Annotated in this window: 17 protein-coding genes; 3 read left to right on the top strand and 14 right to left on the bottom strand. The window is 39.0% G+C overall.

From position 1 onward, the window contains the following. Nucleotides 1-295 precede the first annotated feature (295 nt). From hemG to pepQ, 4 genes are read right to left on the bottom strand one after another with little or no spacing between them, the layout of a single operon-like run. A complete protein-coding gene (gene hemG / locus D7029_RS02180; RefSeq protein ID WP_194951721.1) occupies nucleotides 296-826 on the bottom strand; it encodes a menaquinone-dependent protoporphyrinogen IX dehydrogenase in 531 nt (176 codons plus the stop codon). Nucleotides 827-846: 20 nt separating this feature from the next. Then, the gene (trkH, locus tag D7029_RS02175) at nucleotides 847-2,298 is read right to left on the bottom strand and encodes a Trk system potassium transporter TrkH (protein ID WP_194951720.1); all 1,452 of its coding nucleotides are present in this window, start codon (nucleotides 2,296-2,298) and stop codon (nucleotides 847-849) included. Nucleotides 2,299-2,323: 25 nt separating this feature from the next. Further along, entirely contained in the window at nucleotides 2,324-2,944 is a 621-nt protein-coding gene (locus D7029_RS02170) for an IMPACT family protein (RefSeq protein WP_194951719.1), read from the bottom strand. Beyond that, nucleotides 2,944-4,278, bottom strand: coding sequence for a Xaa-Pro dipeptidase (gene pepQ / locus D7029_RS02165; protein WP_194951718.1), 1,335 nt, complete (start codon nucleotides 4,276-4,278; stop codon nucleotides 2,944-2,946). The genes D7029_RS02170 and pepQ overlap by 1 nt, the downstream gene beginning before the upstream one ends. Before the next feature lie 267 nt (nucleotides 4,279-4,545). On the opposite strand from pepQ, the gene fadB reads away from it, so the two are divergent. Both fadB and fadA read left to right on the top strand, forming a co-directional pair. Continuing rightward, a complete protein-coding gene (gene fadB, locus D7029_RS02160) occupies nucleotides 4,546-6,726 on the top strand; it encodes a fatty acid oxidation complex subunit alpha FadB (protein ID WP_194951717.1) in 2,181 nt (726 codons plus the stop codon). An 11-nt stretch (nucleotides 6,727-6,737) separates the two neighbouring features. Further along, entirely contained in the window at nucleotides 6,738-7,901 is a 1,164-nt protein-coding gene (gene fadA / locus D7029_RS02155; protein WP_194951716.1) for an acetyl-CoA C-acyltransferase FadA, read from the top strand. A gap of 149 nt (nucleotides 7,902-8,050) precedes the next feature. Here the strand turns inward: fadA and fre are convergent, their stop codons facing one another. The 3 genes from fre to pepE all read right to left on the bottom strand — a co-directional run bounded on the left by fre (nucleotide 8,051) and on the right by pepE (nucleotide 11,083). After that, nucleotides 8,051-8,752 carry an NAD(P)H-flavin reductase gene (gene fre, locus D7029_RS02150; RefSeq protein ID WP_194951715.1) on the bottom strand — a complete coding sequence of 234 codons (702 nt, stop codon included), beginning with the start codon at nucleotides 8,750-8,752 and terminating at the stop codon, nucleotides 8,051-8,053. Between the two features lie 15 nt (nucleotides 8,753-8,767). Further along, nucleotides 8,768-10,237, bottom strand: a complete 1,470-nt coding sequence (ubiD, locus tag D7029_RS02145) for a 4-hydroxy-3-polyprenylbenzoate decarboxylase (protein ID WP_088493899.1) — start codon at nucleotides 10,235-10,237, stop codon at nucleotides 8,768-8,770. Nucleotides 10,238-10,357: 120 nt separating this feature from the next. Beyond that, on the bottom strand, nucleotides 10,358-11,083 hold the full coding sequence (gene pepE / locus D7029_RS02140) for a dipeptidase PepE (protein ID WP_023583493.1): 726 nt from the start codon (nucleotides 11,081-11,083) through the stop codon (nucleotides 10,358-10,360). A gap of 288 nt (nucleotides 11,084-11,371) precedes the next feature. Between pepE and rfaH the strand changes: the two genes are divergently transcribed. Beyond that, nucleotides 11,372-11,872 (top strand): transcription/translation regulatory transformer protein RfaH, encoded by a 501-nt coding sequence (gene rfaH, locus D7029_RS02135; protein WP_088493900.1) that lies wholly within the window; start codon nucleotides 11,372-11,374, stop codon nucleotides 11,870-11,872. A 62-nt stretch (nucleotides 11,873-11,934) separates the two neighbouring features. Here rfaH and tatC read toward each other — a convergent pair whose 3' ends face one another. From tatC to rmuC, 7 genes are all read right to left on the bottom strand, one after another. Then, the gene (gene tatC / locus D7029_RS02130; RefSeq protein WP_165121748.1) at nucleotides 11,935-12,720 is read right to left on the bottom strand and encodes a Sec-independent protein translocase subunit TatC; all 786 of its coding nucleotides are present in this window, start codon (nucleotides 12,718-12,720) and stop codon (nucleotides 11,935-11,937) included. A 3-nt stretch (nucleotides 12,721-12,723) separates the two neighbouring features. Further along, nucleotides 12,724-13,239: a Sec-independent protein translocase protein TatB gene (gene tatB, locus D7029_RS02125; protein ID WP_088493902.1), complete on the bottom strand. Its 516-nt coding sequence runs from the start codon at nucleotides 13,237-13,239 to the stop codon at nucleotides 12,724-12,726. A 3-nt stretch (nucleotides 13,240-13,242) separates the two neighbouring features. After that, nucleotides 13,243-13,512: a twin-arginine translocase TatA/TatE family subunit gene (gene tatA, locus D7029_RS02120; protein ID WP_006535549.1), complete on the bottom strand. Its 270-nt coding sequence runs from the start codon at nucleotides 13,510-13,512 to the stop codon at nucleotides 13,243-13,245. Nucleotides 13,513-13,637: 125 nt separating this feature from the next. Then, nucleotides 13,638-15,275, bottom strand: coding sequence for a ubiquinone biosynthesis regulatory protein kinase UbiB (ubiB, locus tag D7029_RS02115; protein ID WP_023583497.1), 1,638 nt, complete (start codon nucleotides 15,273-15,275; stop codon nucleotides 13,638-13,640). Then, on the bottom strand, nucleotides 15,275-15,916 hold the full coding sequence (locus tag D7029_RS02110; protein WP_075672295.1) for a ubiquinone biosynthesis accessory factor UbiJ: 642 nt from the start codon (nucleotides 15,914-15,916) through the stop codon (nucleotides 15,275-15,277). Before D7029_RS02110 ends, ubiB begins: the two co-directional genes overlap by 1 nt. Before the next feature lies 1 nt (nucleotide 15,917). Then, complete coding sequence (ubiE, locus tag D7029_RS02105; RefSeq protein ID WP_075672293.1) at nucleotides 15,918-16,673, bottom strand: bifunctional demethylmenaquinone methyltransferase/2-methoxy-6-polyprenyl-1,4-benzoquinol methylase UbiE; 756 nt, start codon at nucleotides 16,671-16,673, stop codon at nucleotides 15,918-15,920. 83 nt (nucleotides 16,674-16,756) lie between these two features. Beyond that, nucleotides 16,757-18,097, bottom strand: coding sequence for a DNA recombination protein RmuC (gene rmuC / locus D7029_RS02100; protein WP_102949417.1), 1,341 nt, complete (start codon nucleotides 18,095-18,097; stop codon nucleotides 16,757-16,759). Nucleotides 18,098-18,145: the final 48 nt, after the last annotated feature.

Here is an 18,145-nt window from a genome sequence, read left to right as displayed (position 1 = left end):
ACACAGATTGTCTGATAATTTGTTAAAGAGCAGTGCAACATTCGCTGCCGTTTCCGGTCTTCTGCGTTGTTGCGAGGAGGCGTATATTACGTTATTCCTCTGAAGAGTCAAGAGTTTTTTCAAACTTTTTTCTTTTCTCTTCGCTGTCCTTCGTGGCTGTTGTCAGCTCATCGTCGGTCAGTGGATGCGCATTATAGGGAGTTCCCGGATTAGCGCAAGTGTTTTTTTAAAATAATTTTCTGTTCGTTCAAAACTCCAACAAGACGTATAAAAACCCCACAGTAAAGATTAAACATCACTCAATTTTGGCAAAATTCGTCGCAAATTCGCTTACTTTATTCCAATCCGTATATTCAATTTCTTTTGTTGGATCAGTTTCACCTTTAGTCATCTTCATAATTAACTGGATCATGACTCTATCAATCCATTTATAACGAGGATAATAAAGAGCACCAGCAAATACACCTGTTAAGGTTGGCTTCCAAGGTGTCTTCTCTAAGAACTTGCGTATATAGGAATTAGTCTCTGGTGTATTCTTCTCAGCTTTTCTTGCCGTAAGATTAACGCCAAAGAATGCGGATGGCATATTATTTAACTGTGTAAGATGGCGAGTAATAAATTTATCGAGAACTTTATTAAAGTAACCATAGCGAATAGAAGCGCCGACTAAGACTTTACTATAAGCAGACAAATTTAAACTCTGCTGAACAGAGGTTAAATCTCTCACATCACAATCATGACCATGTTGTCTTAATTCATTCGCAATTTGCGTCATTATCTTTTTAGTTTGACCATCAGTACTACAATACAGCAATAGTGCGCTCATACATTACTCCTTGTATTAGGTTAATCACGCCAAAACGTTGGGGTAAATAAAACCAATAGTGTGAAAACTTCAAGTCGTCCAAATAGCATTGTTACGACAAGTATCCATTTTGCAGCTGGATTCATTGTCGTGAAGTTGTCAGCAACAATACCTAATCCAGGGCCAAGATTATTTAATGTGGTTGCAATAGCAGAAAATGCAGAAAATTCATCCACGCCTGTTGCTATCAACAACATTAAGCTAATAATAAATACCAATGCATAAGCAGAGAAGAATCCCCACACTGCTTCAATAATACGTTCAGGTAATGCTCGGTGACCAAGTTTGATGGTATAAACCGCATTCGGGTGAACAAGGCGTTTTAATTCACGATTCCCTTGTAGGAATAAAAGCAGAATACGAATAACTTTTAATCCCCCACCGGTTGATCCTGCACAACCACCAATAAAAGCAGAGCATAATAATAGAAGAGGTAAAAATGCAGGCCATTGTGCAAAGCTATCTGTGGCAAAACCTGCTGTTGTCGCCATCGAGACAACTTGGAAAAAAGCCTGATTTACAGTTATCCATCCTGTGTCATATACAGAATAAAGCCACAGAATACCGCTACAGATAATGACTAATCCCAATTGAATGGAGATAAACATACGAAATTCAGGATCACGCCAATAGATATTTAAGCTTCTTCCCGTTAATACAGCAAAGTGCAAACCAAAGTTACAACCAGAGATCAAAAGGAATACACCAATAATGATGTTAATGGTTGGGCTGTTAAAATAACCGATACTGGCATCGTGAGTAGAAAACCCACCAATTGCAATCGTTGAAAAGCTATGAGAAATAGCATCAAACACATCCATGCCTGCAATCCATAATGCTAAGGCACAAATGATGGTTAATAAGACATAGATAAGCCAAAGTGCTTTCGCTGTTTCTGCAATTCGGGGACGCATTTTATTATCTTTCAATGGCCCCGGCATTTCTGCACGATATAACTGCATTCCCCCAACACCTAAAAGTGGAAGAATAGCGACAGCCAATACAATGATCCCCATCCCGCCTAACCATTGGAGCATTTGGCGATAAAACAAAATAGCTTTAGGTAATGAATCTAGCCCCACAAGCGTTGTGGCTCCAGTCGTAGTCAGTCCAGAGAAAGACTCAAAAAAGGCATCAGTAATAGAAAGATGGGGTTGTTCAGAAAAAATAAACGGCAATGCCCCTACACTACCCAGTACCGTCCAAAATAAGACAACAATAAGAAAGCCTTCTTTAGGCTTAAGCTCACTTTTTTTATGTCGATTGGGTATCCACAGCATTAACCCAATGATCAATGCAACAATAAATGTTTGGCTAAATGCACGCCCTGCTCCATCTCGATATATTAATGCGACAATACCGGGAATGATCATCGTGACAGAAAATAAGATGACTAGCAGTCCGACAATACGGGTTATTGAACGAAAATGCATTTAGCGATTTCCTTGGTAGCAAAGGTTATTCATTTTTATCTAACGGGATTAATTGCATACTGCCACGACTTATATCACGAAGTTTAACTTCGACTTCACCGCTATCTACAGCTGGCAATGAAAGTATAAAAGTCACTTTATCAGTATATTCACTTGAAAGTACTTGCCCATGATATTGTTCAACGACTTGTTCAAGTAATGAAACAAGTGAATATTCACACGCTACACTAAAACGCAATTGTGGCACTTTTGTTTTTGTTGGCAAAAGCTTTAATGCTTGTTGAACGCCACTACCATAAGCCCTAACTAATCCACCAGTTCCTAATTTGATCCCACCGAAATACCGAACAACCACCGCGGTAACTTCGCCCATTCCACTCCCTAAAAGAGGTGCAAGAATAGGTTTTCCCGCAGTACCTGTTGGCTCACCATCATCAGAAAAACCTAACTGTTGTGAGTCATCGGGTCTTCCTGCAACAAAAGCCCAACAGTGGTGTCGGGCATCAGGAAATTGCTCTTTGATAGACTGAATATAAGCTTTTGCTGCATCAATACCTTCAGTGTGAGCAATAAATGTAATAAAACGACTCTTCTTTATTTCTTCACTGAATTCTACGGTTTCAGCGGGGATCAAATATGCTTTCATCAGGCTAAGTGTAAGTCTCTGGTCATATTTTCAATTTTGTTATCGTGGATAATAATATTATCTTCAATACGAATACCACCAAATGGTTTGAAATGTTCAATCAGCTTCCAATTGAAATGAGCACTGTATTTCCCTTCTTTCCAAGGCTCTAGCAGAGAGTCGATAAAGTAAAATCCAGGTTCAATTGTTAATACCATGCCCGGTTCAACAATACGTGTGCAACGTAAGAATGGATACATTGCAGGAGCCGCTAAATGGGTACCTTTATCATCTTGCATAAAACCAGCTGCATCATGAACTTGCAGACCTAAAGCGTGCCCTAAACCATGAGGTAAAAATGGTGTAGTTAATCCAGCGCTCACCATCTCTTCTTCACTAACACCTTTAACAATGCCGTACTTATTAAGTAATCCAGCAATACGTTGATGCATTTGAACATGGTATTCAGTATAACGCACACCTGCTTTCATCGTTGCAATCAGCGCTTGTTGCGCATCATTCATATCTTTAACTAACGAAGTAAATTCATGGTTTTCTTTTGCGCTATAAGTACGAGTGATATCGGCTGCGTAACCATTATACTCTGCACCTGCATCAATAAGGAAACTACGATATTCATCTGGGGATTCATGATCTAGCTTTGTGTAATGCAAAACAGCCGCGTGTTCATTTAAGGCGACAATATTGCCATAAGGTACATCGGTATCACGATGACCTGTTGCCATTAAATACGCCATATTAATATCAAACTCACTTAATCCAGCTTGGAATGCTTCGCGAGCAGCAATGTGCCCGTTAACAGCCATTTTTTGTGCTTCACGCATACAGGCTAATTCATAACCAGTTTTGTAAGCACGATAGTAATGATAATAATTAAGAAGAGATTGATTGTTGATATTATCAATACTCACACCTAGTGATTCTGCTCGCTGTGTATTTGGACCAATATAAGCAGTATTTTTATTAATATAAGGTGCTAGCTCTTTTTGAATATCATCAACATTTTTAAGATGAATTAACTCAATTTCATGCGTCCAATAGCTACTTGGTAAAGCTTCAACACTGTGCCAATAGTCAACTGGGGAATAGAACCATAATTTAGGTTTATTAACACCATCCGCTAATAGCCAGCAATGTGGTACATCTGTCACAGGCACCCATGCTTTAAAATGAGCATTCACTTTAAAAGGATAATCACTGTCATCAAGGAAAACTCGAATAGGTTCACCAGAATGAATCAATACAGAATCAAGATGGTGTCTGGATAAAGCATCACGAGTACGATTTTGTAGAGTTTTGATATGTTCTTGGTACAGAGAGAGCAATTTTTCCATTATTAATTACCTTATCTTATTCATTGTTAATGATTCAGCTTAACACGCCAACTCTTTTAGTGGCTAACCCCATAACAAAAATAGATTATTGTCGATTTATCGCTCCTCTTTTTAGCAAACTGAGCAACAACATAGAATTCAATAAGTTGAATAATTTCACTGTGATCACCCTTGCAGTTTTTTAATCAAATATTTGCATTTATTTAACATAGTATTCACACTCTTAATATCTGGTCATACCAGTCTATATATTTAGGGAGAATACAAATGCTCTATCAAAGCGAAAATATTCAAGCCGATTGGGTGAAACAAGGTATTGTTGAACTCATTTTCAACGCCAAAGGTTCTATTAATAAATTAGATACCAAAACGGTTGCAATGCTAAGTGAAGCTTTAACGGTATTAGAAGCAACACCGAACCTAAAAGGCGTTATCTTGCGTTCAGAAAAACCGGCGTTTATTGTCGGTGCTGATATTACTGAGTTTTTATCCCTTTTTGATGCCCCTGAAGAAGAATTATCTCAGTGGCTACATTTCTCTAATCAGATTTTTAGTCGACTTGAAGACTTACCTGTTCCTACCGTTTCGGCGATTAATGGCTATGCACTTGGCGGTGGCTGTGAGTGCGTACTTGCTACTGATTTTCGTATTGCTTCTCCTGATTTGCGTATCGGTTTACCAGAAACGAAACTTGGGATCATGCCTGGCTTTGGTGGTTCTGTACGTCTTCCTCGTTTAATTGGCGTCGATAACGCATTAGAAATTATTACTGCGGGTAAAGATGTTGATGCTCAAACAGCCCTTCAAAATGGATTAATCCAAGCAATTGTTCCTCTAGAAAATTTAAAAGAGAGTGCTATTTCGTTAATCGAACAAGCAATTGAAGGCAAAATTGATTGGAAAGCGGCACGTCATCCAAAAACAGCACCATTAAGACTGACAGAGCTTGAACATAAAATGTCTTTTAGTGTCGCAAAAGGTATGGTGATGAAAGTAGCAGGTCCCCATTATCCAGCGCCCATCACTGCAGTAAAAACTATTGAAAAAGCAGCTTTTCTAAATAGAGACGAAGCACTAGCTCTCGAAACTGAAAACTTTGTTAAGCTCACACGCACTGATGTTGCAAAAGCCTTAGTCGGTATTTTCCTTAATGATCAGTACGTGAAAAATATCACGAAAAAACGTCATGCCGAATTACCTAAACAGGCTGCCGTATTAGGTGCAGGGATCATGGGAGGTGGAATATCCTATCAATCTGCCCTAAAAGGCATTCCTGTTGTAATGAAGGATATTAACCAAAAATCCCTTGAGCTGGGTATGAATGAAGCCTTAAGCCTATTGCAAAAACGCCAAGAAAAAGGTCGAATGAGTGCCGTAGATATGGCGAAAACTCTCGCCTCTATTCAACCAACACTAAATTATGCCTCTGTCAGCGATGCGGATGTTGTTGTCGAAGCAGTTGTTGAAAATCCAAAAGTAAAGGCAACTGTGCTTGCAGAAACAGAAGCACTATTAGCTGATAACGCGATCCTTGCTTCCAATACTTCAACTATTCCTATTTCATTACTCGCAAAATCCTTAAAACGCCCTGAGAATTTCTGTGGGATGCACTTCTTTAACCCAGTTCATCGAATGCCACTGGTCGAAATCATTAAAGGCGAAAAAACCAGTGAAGAAACCATTAACCGTATAGTCAGCTACGCCAGTAAAATGGGAAAAACACCGATTATTGTTAATGATTGCCCCGGCTTCTTCGTAAACCGAGTCCTATTTCCTTATTTTGCAGGATTCTCTCTACTACTAAGAGATGGTGCTGATTTTATTGCCATTGATAAAGTGATGGAAAAGGTATTTGGTTGGCCTATGGGACCTGCATACCTACTTGATGTTGTTGGTATTGATACAGCAAATCATGCTCAAGCAGTAATGGCTCAAGGTTTCCCTGACAGAATGGGGACAATTGAGCGAGATGCGATTGCTCTTTTATATGAGCAACAGCGATATGGCCAGAAAAATAATCATGGTTTCTATAATTACTCTGTTGATAAACGAGGTAAAAAACAGAAATCAGTTGATGGTCAAATTCAAACGCTTATTCAACAAAATGCAGGCAAAACGCAAGAGTTTAGCCAAGATGCAATTATCGCTCGTATGATGATCCCAATGATCAATGAAGTTATCCGTTGCTTAGATGAAGGTATTATTGCTTCACCAGCAGAAGCTGATATTGCATTAGTTTATGGTTTAGGCTTCCCTCCTTTCCGCGGTGGTGTATTCCGTTATCTTGATACTATCGGATTAGCGCAATTTGTTGCAGATGCACAGCAATACGCATCATTAGGGCCGCTTTATCAAATCCCTGAAAGCTTAAAACAAAAAGCACAGCGCAATGAAACCTATTATCCAAAACCCGCAAAAGTAGATGTTAACATCAGAGAACTCGCTTAAGGAGATATGAAATGGAAAAGGTTGTCATAATTGATGGTATTCGTACTCCAATGGGACGCTCAAAAGGTGGTGCATTTCGCCATGTCAGAGCGGAAAATCTCTCTGCTCACCTGATGCAAGCACTACTAAAACGTAATCCTAATATTAATCCTAATGATATCGGCGATGTAATTTGGGGTTGCGTACAACAAACTTTAGAGCAAGGTTTTAATATTGCTCGTAATGCGGCGTTATTGGCTGAACTTCCACACAAGGTTCCTGCAGTTACAGTTAACCGGTTATGTGGCTCATCAATGCAAGCATTACATGATGGTGCACGCCAAATTATGTTGGGTGATAGCCAAGTAGCATTAATCGGTGGTGTTGAGCATATGGGTCATGTGCCAATGACTTATAATGCGGATTTTAATCCATCACTTAATCTTTCTGTTGCTAAGGCCTCATTTTCAATGGGATTAACAGCAGAAATGCTAGCAAAATCATTCCAAATTTCACGCGAAGAGCAAGATAAATTTGCTTATCGCTCGCATCATTTAGCGGCGATAGCCACACAGCAAGGTTATTTTGATAATGAGATAGTGGCTATCAATGGTCATGATGCAACGGGTAATTTTATCAATGTAAAAAATGATGAAGTTATTCGTTATAACCCAAGTCTTGAGGAATTAGCGCAACTTAAACCTGTATTTGATCCCGCCACAGGCTCGGTAACAGCGGGTAATTCATCTGCAGTTTCTGATGGCGCATCCGCGATGTTTATCACCAGTGAACGTTATGCTAAAGAACACAACTTAAAACCTCGCGCCGTTATTCGTGCAATGTCTGTGACAGGATGTGATCCCGCAATTATGGGTTATGGCCCTGTTCCTGCGACAGAAATTGCGTTGAAAAAAGTAGGGTTAACATTGAGCGATATTGATATTTTTGAGCTAAATGAAGCTTTTGCTGCACAGTCATTAGCTTGCATGAAGAAAATGAATTTGCTCGATAGTATCGATGACAAAATTAATTTAAATGGCGGAGCGATAGCCTTAGGACATCCTTTAGGTTGTTCAGGCTCTCGAATAACCACTTCATTATTAAATATTATGGAGCGTAAAGATGCACAATTTGGCTTAGCCACAATGTGTATTGGATTAGGGCAAGGTATTGCAACGATTATAGAACGTGTTTAACGCTGTATTCTGTATATCCACATTCTTATCGTTGAGAAAGTATTCTTTTCGATTGCATGGTTAGAAACCATTTTCCCGCCGTCAGGGGCGGGTTTTTTTATGGTTTTAAAAACGAAAATAATAACAAATAACGGGGTACTCTCGTTTTATCAGATAAATTCAAAAGCATCGCTAAATAGACGTGCTTTATCTGCATTACGCTCATTGCAAAAACGATCTCTGGCTATTTTTGCCATCTCAAAACGCCCTGCAATATAAATATCATATTCTGATAAATCACCAAAATCTTCGCTTATTGCCGTTAATACCGTACCTTTTCTGCCTCGCCATGTTTCATCTGGTTGCTCAACCACAGGAACCACAGACAAAGACGGATGTAATTCTGATAATTCTTGTAATTCATTGAGATCATAAAGATGAACGCTTTCTCTTCCGCCCCAATAAATCGTAATAGGTCGCTGTGGATTTTCAGCTAATGCAGCCAATAAAATTGAGTGGGTATAAGAAAATCCTGTACCGCCAGCAATTAATAATAGAGGGCGTTGACTCCCTTTTTTAAACCACGCATTCCCATGAGGGATATCAATGGTAAGCTGCTGTTTTTCTAATATCACATCAAGCACTGCCATCGCATAAAGATTGAGTTCAGACGCACCAATATGAAGTTCAATAAAGTCTTTGTTTTCAGGTATAGATGCAATAGAAAAAGGACGTTTATCACGTTCATCCATAACCGCTAAAAGATATTGCCCAGCCTGAAAATCAAATTCGCCATCGGGTAATAGCCTTACCCGATAAACCGTATCTGTCATCGGCTCAACAAGTGAGACTTTACAATTCAGTATTGCCATGTTGTTCCTCTGTTATTATTTAAGAATATCGAGCTGTTCCCAAATAGTATCGACTCGTTGCTTAACTTCATCAGACATCACAATAGGTCTACCCCATTCTCTATCTGTCTCACCCGGCCATTTGTTGGTAGCATCAAGCCCCATTTTTGAGCCTAATCCAGAAACAGGTGAAGCGAAGTCGAGATAATCAATAGGCGTATTTTCCATCATAATGGTATCTCTCGCAGGGTCCATTCTGGTCGTGATTGCCCAAATCACATCTTTCCAATCTCTTGCATTGACATCATCATCGCAAACAATCACAAATTTGGTGTACATAAATTGCCGTAAATAAGACCAAACTCCCATCATTACGCGTTTAGCATGACCTGCATACTGTTTCTTCATTGTCACAACCGCTAAACGGTAAGAACATCCTTCTGGAGGCAGATAAAAATCTACAATTTCAGGAAACTGTTTTTGTAAAATAGGAACAAGTACTTCATTTAACGCAACGCCCAATACTGCAGGTTCATCAGGCGGACGTCCTGTATACGTTGAATGATAAATTGCATCTTTACGGCGTGTTAAATGCGTAATGGTAAACACAGGGAAAGAGTCAATCTCATTATAATATCCTGTGTGATCACCATATGGTCCTTCTGGGGCTAATTCGCCCGGCTCAATGTAACCTTCAAGAATAATTTCAGCACTTGCAGGCACTTCAAGATCATTTGAAAGACATTTTACAACTTCTGATTTATTACCACGCAATAAACCTGCGAACGCATATTCAGATAAGGTGTCTGGTACAGGTGTTACCGCACCTAAAATAGTGGCAGGATCTGCCCCTAATGCTACGGAAACAGGGAATCGCTCACCGGGATGTTTTTGGCACCACTCTTGAAAATCTAAAGCACCACCACGATGCGATAACCAGCGCATAATCACTTTATTTTTACCCAGCACTTGCTGGCGATAGATACCTAAGTTTTGACGCTCTTTCAATGGACCGCGAGTCACCGTTAATCCCCAAGTAATTAAAGGCGCCGCATCTTCAGGCCAACAATGCATAACAGGGATCTTCGTTAAATCAACATCGTCACCGGTTAAAACCACCTCCTGACAAGGGGCTTTACTCAAGCGTTTTGTTGGCATATTTAAAACTTGCTTAAATTTAGGTAACTTATCAAAGAGATCACGAAAACCTTTCGGAGGATCAGGCTCTTTTAGAAAAGCTAATAACTTTCCAACTTCGTGTAGGGCTTTAACATCATCTTGCCCCATCCCCATTGCTACACGCTCTGGTGTACCAAATAAGTTACAAAGCACTGGCATATCAAACCCTTTAGGGTTTTCAAACAACAGCGCTGGCCCACCGGCACGTAAAGTTCTGTCCGCTATTTCGGTCATTTCAAGGTAGGGATCTATTTCATAGGTGATACGTTTTAATTCACCTTTTTCTTCTAATAATGAAAGGAAATCTCTTAAATCGCGGTATTTCATCATAATCTTACGAGCCAGTGAGTGAAAGAAAAGAGGGCTAATGCCCTCTTTGAGACGCTATAAGCTAAACGCATAACTCACTAAAATGCAATGCTTTTTATTTAGTAGCGTTCACTATACTTATAAACAGCGGAATGGAACCCACTCTGAAAGCAATTTAGTATCAAACTGTTCAGGGAATGTTTTTCCATGTTGGAAGATTTTAAAACCTTCATTTTTAGCGCTGTAATAATGTAATTCTTCACCTTGAATATATAAGTAACTACCTTCACGGATAGCCACGACAATCTCTTCAGGGTTAATTGCACAAAATTCTGCAATACGCTCATCGCGAGTTTCACCCATATGACCACTGATAGAAGCATCAATGTAATGTGGGTTAATTTGAACAGGGAATAAACCTAATGAAGGCATAATAACAGAAGAGCGTACTGGCATATCATTAGTAGTACGAATTGTTGGTGTTGCAACGTTACAACCTGCACTCCAACCAATATAAGGAATATTGCGCTCACGTACTGCACGTTGAATTGGAACAACCAATCCTTTTTCATGCAGCATTTGGTTTAATAACCAAGTATTACCACCACTGACTAAAATACATTCTGCATTGTTGATTGCATCAACTTCTGAATCAAAATGTTCAATACAAGTAACTTCAATACCTAACACTTCTGATAAATCACGAGCACGTTGATCATGATCGGAACGAATAACGGCATAAGCAATTAATACAGCAGAACGAATACCGCGTTTTTTAATCATGCTATCGATATTATCTTTTGCATAACTTAACCAACGTGGATCCCCGGCAATTTTTCCGTTACTTAATAAAAAAACTTCCATTACAGAACCTCTTTATAATTATGAACAAAATTCTAAGATAATTATCTTGAAAGCTTTTTCTTGTTTTTACCATCACTTTTTTGTCAACTTGTTACCTCTATCCGAGATCCAACTGAAAGTCACAAAAACAAGCCTTTTTATTGCGTATAAACACGGCTTTTTTGTTCTTTTTTCAGTATAAAACCACGTTACTCTATTTTTTATTTAATCCCTGATAGATACTGTTACCTTAATTATAAATTTGCTATCATCGCTTAAATTAAATTTAACTAACTTATTGTCTCTATTATGAAAAATTGGCACTTGCTGTATTGTAAACGAGGGCAAATTCCTCGTGCTATCGAACACTTAGAACGTCAGCAAGTGGGCTGTTTTACACCTATGGTAACCATAGAAAAAGTATTAAGAGGAAAGCGCACTACCGTAACAGAACCGCTTTTCCCTAATTACCTTTTCATTGAGTTTGATCCTGAAGTGATCCATACCACGACCATTAACTCAACCCGTGGCGTAAATTCGTTTGTTCGCTTTGGGCAATATCCTGTCACCGTTCCTCAAGATGTAATTGACACACTGCAAATACCGCAACTTTCTTCGCTAACTTATAGTGAAGAAAATGTGCCTCATAGTGGCGACAGTGTGTTAATTACAGAGGGTATTTTTCAAGGGATCAAAGCCATATATCAAGAGCCTGATGGAGAGACCCGTTCAATTTTGCTTTTGAATATATTAAATAGTGAAGTGAAAAAATCAGTAGGAAATAAAGAGTTTAAAAAAGAGTCACTCTAGAAAAAGTTAACCCAGCAATTGCTGGGCTAATATCATATTATTTTAGAAAATCGTTTCTAAAATTATTTTTGCTGTTCTGCTTCAGCTTCCGCCTCTGCTTCCTCAGGCTCTTCTTCAGATGCTCTTCTTCCCTTGCCTACATAAAAGCGCGATACCATGACACCGATTTCAAACAGTAAGTACATAGGTATTGCTAGTAAGGTTTGAGAGAAAACATCTGGCGGGGTTAATACCATACCAACAACAAAGGCACCCACAAGAATATAAGGACGTTTTTTCTTTAAGGCGTCTGGTGTTGTTACACCACTCCAGCACAGTAAAATAATCGCAATAGGTACTTCAAAAGCAGCACCAAACGCCATAAATAGCGTCATTACGAAACTTAGATATTTACTGATATCTGGAATAAAGTTAACCCCTTCAGGGGTTGTATTAACAAAGAAGCCAAACGCGAGAGGGAACACAACAAAATAAGCAAACGCCATACCGAGATAGAATAATACTGTACTTGAAACAAGTAATGGCAGCATTAAGCGGCGTTCGTGTTTATACAATGCTGGTGCGATAAAAGCCCATACCTGATAAAGAATAACAGGCACAGAAGCAAAAACGGATACCATGATTGTCAATTTAATCGGTGTCAAAAATGTAGAGGCAACATCCGTCGCACTCATATTTGACCCTTTTGGCAACTTTTCGAGTAATGGAGCCGAGACTAATTGATAGATATCGTTAGAAAAATAAACCAGCGCTAAAAAAACCACCAGAACTGACACTAAGCTATACATCAAACGCTTGCGTAGTTCTATTAAATGGCTGATCAGCGGTTGGGTATCATTTACTGCCATGTTTTAATGCTCACCATTGACCTGATCAGTTGTTTTTTTCTCTATTGTTACTGGTTGAGTAACAGGAACTTCTGTTTTTGTAACACTTTCTGCCACAGGTTTATGGCGATTAGCATCATCATTAACTTCATCAGCTTCAGCAAGTGCGGCTAAATCAGAAGGTGAAGGTTCCGTAGAGTCGGTTTTTACAGACTGCTCTTTCGTGGAGTCTGGCGTTGTAGGTGCTTGATAAGTTTGTTTTAAAGACTGTGCAGCCTCTTTTAACTCATCCATAGACGCTTTCAGCTCTGGCGATAGCGTTTGCAAATTTGCTTTCTCTTCAACTTTTTTCAAGCTCTCTTGGAGTTCTTGAAGTTTTAGTTCTTGAGTCAGTTCATTTTGCACATTCGCAGCCAAAGAGCGTAACGCCCTTACCCAGCCAGCAATTGTTTTTACTGCTACGGGCAAACGTTCTGGCCCCAGAAAAACAAGACCAATCACCATGACCAATAGCAGCTGACTAAAACCAATGTCAAACACGGTTTACACCTGCTCTTTGTTTTTGCTCTCAGTTGTAGACTTCTCTTCTGTTGAAGTCTTCTGCGCTAAATTTTTAGTATCAAAATCTGCGTCGTTATTTGTTTTTTCAGCGTTGTTGGTGTCTTTATCTGCAGCTTCGTCACCAATCGCTTTTTTAAAGCCTTTTACTGATGCACCTAAATCTGAGCCCAGTGTGCGCAGTTTATTTGTACCAAATAATAAGACAACGATGACAGCGATGATGAGTAATTGCCAAATGCTAATACCGCCCATTTTATGTTCCTCAACTATTTTCGGGGTTATACTTAATAACAGTGCCCATTATATACAACGAATTCAATTTTCGGGAATCTCGAATTCATCTTTTAACTTGCTCAAAGACAAACTTTGATGTGTTTTTATTGTGCATTACCAGATCTAAACCAACCCAAAATCCATGCAAGAAGGCCTAAACTGATAAAAACACTGAATAATGTTTTAAAACCAGAAACAAAAAACAGGCTACCGCATAAAAACAGTGTTGTACCTATACCCAATAAAAATAGAGACTGTCTCTGTTTGACTCTTTGCGAACTTATTTGTTCCGTCAATTTGTCTAGCGTTAACTTCATATTTTTATGTTGCTTCAGACTATCATAAACCAACTCTGGTATCTCTGGCATTTTTTCAATCCAGTAAGGCGCTTTGCTTTTTATACCATTCACTAGTGCCGTGATACCAATCTGGCTATGTAACCAATCTTCTAAGAAAGGTTTGGCTGTTTTCCATAAATCCAATTGTGGATATAACTGGCGACCAAGCCCTTCAACATAAAGTAATGTTTTTTGAAGTAAAACTAACTGCGGTTGTACTTCCATATTGAAACGGCGTGCTGTATTGAAAAGATTAAGTAACACATGTCCAAATGAGATTTCGGAAAGTGGCTTTTCAAAAATCGGTTCACACACAGTACGGATCGCAAATTCAAAATCTTCTACATTAGTATCCGCTGGCACCCAGCCTGAATCAACATGTAATTCTGCAACTTTTCGGTAATCTCGGTTAAAGAAGGCTAAGAAGTTTTCAGCTAAATAGCGTTTATCTTCTTTATTTAATGACCCAACGATCCCGCAATCAATACCGATATAATATGGATTTTCAGGGTGATCATAGCTAATAAACACATTACCAGGATGCATATCAGCATGGAAAAAACTGTCTCTAAACACCTGAGTGAAAAAGACTTTTACGCCACGCTCTGCAAGAAGCTTCATATTCGTCTTTTGTGCATTCAACGCTTCAATATCAGAAACGGGAATACCATAAATACGCTCCATTACCATCACGTTTTCATGACAATAATCTGAATACACTTCAGGAATATACAACATAGAGCTATTTTCAAAATTACGACGTAATTGAATAGCATTAGCCGCTTCACGCAGTAAATTTAGCTCATCGAGTAATGTTTTTTCATATTCGCGGATCACCTCTTTTGGTCGTAAACGACGACCATCAGGTAAAAACGGTAATAAATTTGCCAAGCGATACATCAAACGGATATCCGCTTTGATAACAGGCTGAATATCAGGACGAATAACCTTTAGTACCACTTCTTTGCCGTTTTCTTTTAATTTTGCAGTGTGAACCTGTGCAATAGAAGCGGAAGCTAGTGGGGTTTCATCAAAATCATCAAACCATTGGTCAATAGGGCCACCAAATGAGTTTTCGATATATTGTCGTGCTTTCTTACCATCAAAAGGAGCGACTTTGTCTTGCAATAAAGCAAGCTGGTCAGCAATTTGAGGAGGGAAAAGATCACGTCGAGTTGATAACATTTGACCTAATTTAATCCAAACAGGGCCTAATGTTTGCAATGCGAGTCGTAAGCGTTCACCTAATGGTTTTTCTGGATGTTTATTTTTGATCCAAAATAGTGCTCGGCATCCTAATCTTGCAGGTAAAGTAATTCGGTGTTTAGGAATTAACTCATCAAGCCCATAAGATAAAAATACCTGAATAATATGATAGAGGCGCTTTAACTCACTAAGGAGCATTATTTTTTCTCCAATGTGCCTAACCGTTTTTCCAGCTCGGCTGTTTGCTGTGCAAGTTCTTCTATTTCATCATAAAAATGGACTGTTTCTAATGCACTAGGTGCGGTTTTCCACTCTTCAATTAATGCGTCACGTAAATAATCTTTTTGGTGACTTAAGAGTGAAGAAAATAACTGAACACCCTTTCCTGCAACAACAGTCAGGCTTTGCGCTGCAATATCACCGATATAAGGTGCTAAATATTGCGCGGGATCCCACTGCGCCATATCCAATAATGCAGACCAATTTTGAACAACCTGCATATCACCATCAATAGTGATATCACCACGGTTGATTAGTTCTGACATTTTTTGGCGGTCACGAAGCTTAATTAGAGTTAATAATTTTGTTTTTATCAAACAATCAGTTTCATCATCCCACTGACTTAATACATCAACTTGTTGTTCACTAAAGACTAAGTAGATGGAACGAGGAAACTCATTGATAGAAAGCGCCAACACTTTGCCCGCAAGGCGATTGCGGGCAGGTTTAAGCACATTTTCCTGATATAAAACGTGATTAAGTGCTGTCTCCATTGATGCTGTTAGCAGCGGATACAGTACTTGAGAAGCAATATCATGAGAAAAAGTGGCTTTTTCCATCTCAGAATTTAAATCCTTTGTGTAATGCAACTATACCTCCGGTCATATTGGTATAGGTAACTTGATCAAATCCAGCTTCTTCCATCATACCTTTTAGCGTTTCTTGGTCTGGATGCATACGAATTGACTCCGTTAAATAACGGTAGCTTTCAGCATCATTGACAATCACTTGACCAATTTTGGGTAAGATATGGAAAGAGTAAGCATCATAAATCTTGCTTAAAGGATCAAGAACAGGTTTAGAGAATTCTAGCACCAGCAGACGTCCACCTGGCTTTAATACACGGAACATAGAACGTAACGCTTTTGCTTTATCTGTCACATTACGTAAGCCAAAGGAGATAGTGATGCAGTCAAAATGGTTATCTGGGAACGGTAACTCTTCAGCATTTGCCTGTACATAGTTAACATTACCCACAATACCGTGATCGCGTAGCTTTTCACGTCCCATTTTCAGCATTGAGTCATTGATATCAGCTAAAACAACTTCCCCATTTTCCCCCACAAGACGAGAGAATTTAGCCGTTAAATCACCAGTACCACCAGCAAGGTCAAGAACACGTTGGTTACGTCTAACACCACTTGCTTCAATGGTATAGCGTTTCCAAATGCGGTGAACACCGAAAGACATCAAGTCATTCATTAAATCATACTTAGACGCGACAGAGTGAAAAACCCTTGCAACCATGGTTTGTTTATCATCTTTGTCAACGGTTTGGAAACCAAAATCTGTTGTTTCCTTAGTTTGTTGAGTCATATTATTTGCCCGCTAATTAATCAAAATTTAGTAAATTCAGTACTGGTCGTTCTCAGAAATCGTTATCTCTTTATTTTATCAAATCAATCAGATGCTGATTTTTCAATGAGATCATTATCAATCGTTTTTTTTATCTCAACCCCTAAGGATTTAAAGCCTTCCGCTTGACTGATTAGATTTCCACGACCTTCAGAGAGTTTTTTCATCGCTAATAGATAGCCAGACTGCGCTTTTTGAATACTGTTTCCTAGCCCTTGCATATCATCAACGAAAAGTCTTAATTTGTCATACATTTTAGCCGCTCTGTCTGCAATTTCTTGCGCATTTTGGCTTTGATATTCATAACGCCATAATGCGGCTATTGTACGCAAAGCAACAAGTAAAGTAGATGGCCCAACTAACATAATATTGTTTTTCAATGCTTCTTCTAGCAAGTCTGGAGAATGACCAATCGCAACAAGATAAGCGGGCTCAATAGGTATAAACATTAAAACATAGTCTAAAGACGTTACACCCGGTAGTTTATGATAATCTTTTACACTCAATCCTTTAATATGCGCTTTAATTGAGTTCACATGCGCATAAAGCGCTTGTTTGCGTTCATTATCATTATCACTACTAAAATACTTTTCATATGCCACCAGCGACATTTTAGCGTCGATAATAACATCTCTACCATGAGGTAGATGCACAATTACATCAGGTTGATAGCGACTACCATTTTCATGTCGAATACTCACCTGTGTTTCAAATTCATGACCTTCACGTAATCCTGAAGACTCTAATATACGTGCTAATACTGTCTCGCCCCAGTTACCTTGAACTTTATTATCCCCTTTCAAGGCATTAGTTAAGTTAACGGCTTCTTGTGCCATTTTTACATTCAATTGTTGAAGCTGGCGAATTTCATGAACCAAGGTATGTCGCTCTCTGGCTTCTTGCCCAAAACCATCTTGAACTTGTCGCCGAAAGCTTTCGAGCTGTTCACGAAAGGGGGAAAGTAAGTGTGTCAATCCTTGGCGATTCAACTCTTCAGCTTTACGTCCACTTTGTTCGAAAATACGATTAGCTAAGTTCTCAAACTGCGTTGCAAGCCGTTGCTCACTATTTATTAATAATCGTTGTTTTTCTTCTGCGGATATTCGGCTTTCTTCCCAGCGAGTTGTCACTTCTCTTAATTCAGCTTCTTGAGAGGTAATAATTTCTCGCTGAGCACGTAATTCTTGCTCTAGTTGTTCTATATGTTGTTGTAAAGAAGGGATAATTACCGCTTTTTCTTGAGCGATAGCAAGCTGTGTATGATTTTCACGTAACATGGCTTCTTTATCGGATAAACGTTGTTGGATAGACCACCAAACCAACGCGCCTCCAACAAGTACACCACCTAATAAACCAATGATCCCATATAACAACTGAATATCCACTAAAGTGACCTTTTTACTTTCCAGCGGGCTACGTTAAAACGCATAGGT

The sequence above is a fragment of the Proteus vulgaris genome, assembly GCF_016647575.1.
Classification (GTDB): domain Bacteria; phylum Pseudomonadota; class Gammaproteobacteria; order Enterobacterales; family Enterobacteriaceae; genus Proteus; species Proteus mirabilis_B.
Note: the sequence above shows the minus strand (reverse complement) of the source record. Positions and strands in the feature narration are given on the sequence as shown.

Coding starts and splice junctions, on each gene's coding strand:
- hemG (WP_194951721.1), bottom strand. CDS start 826: ATGAGCGCACTATTGCTGTATTGTAGTACTGATGGTCAAACTAAAAAG.
- trkH (WP_194951720.1), bottom strand. CDS start 2,298: ATGCATTTTCGTTCAATAACCCGTATTGTCGGACTGCTAGTCATCTTA.
- D7029_RS02170 (WP_194951719.1), bottom strand. CDS start 2,944: ATGAAAGCATATTTGATCCCCGCTGAAACCGTAGAATTCAGTGAAGAA.
- pepQ (WP_194951718.1), bottom strand. CDS start 4,278: ATGGAAAAATTGCTCTCTCTGTACCAAGAACATATCAAAACTCTACAA.
- fadB (WP_194951717.1), top strand. CDS start 4,546: ATGCTCTATCAAAGCGAAAATATTCAAGCCGATTGGGTGAAACAAGGT.
- fadA (WP_194951716.1), top strand. CDS start 6,738: ATGGAAAAGGTTGTCATAATTGATGGTATTCGTACTCCAATGGGACGC.
- fre (WP_194951715.1), bottom strand. CDS start 8,752: ATGGCAATACTGAATTGTAAAGTCTCACTTGTTGAGCCGATGACAGAT.
- ubiD (WP_088493899.1), bottom strand. CDS start 10,237: ATGAAATACCGCGATTTAAGAGATTTCCTTTCATTATTAGAAGAAAAA.
- pepE (WP_023583493.1), bottom strand. CDS start 11,083: ATGGAAGTTTTTTTATTAAGTAACGGAAAAATTGCCGGGGATCCACGT.
- rfaH (WP_088493900.1), top strand. CDS start 11,372: ATGAAAAATTGGCACTTGCTGTATTGTAAACGAGGGCAAATTCCTCGT.
- tatC (WP_165121748.1), bottom strand. CDS start 12,720: ATGGCAGTAAATGATACCCAACCGCTGATCAGCCATTTAATAGAACTA.
- tatA (WP_006535549.1), bottom strand. CDS start 13,512: ATGGGCGGTATTAGCATTTGGCAATTACTCATCATCGCTGTCATCGTT.
- ubiB (WP_023583497.1), bottom strand. CDS start 15,275: ATGCTCCTTAGTGAGTTAAAGCGCCTCTATCATATTATTCAGGTATTT.
- D7029_RS02110 (WP_075672295.1), bottom strand. CDS start 15,916: ATGGAAAAAGCCACTTTTTCTCATGATATTGCTTCTCAAGTACTGTAT.
- ubiE (WP_075672293.1), bottom strand. CDS start 16,673: ATGACTCAACAAACTAAGGAAACAACAGATTTTGGTTTCCAAACCGTT.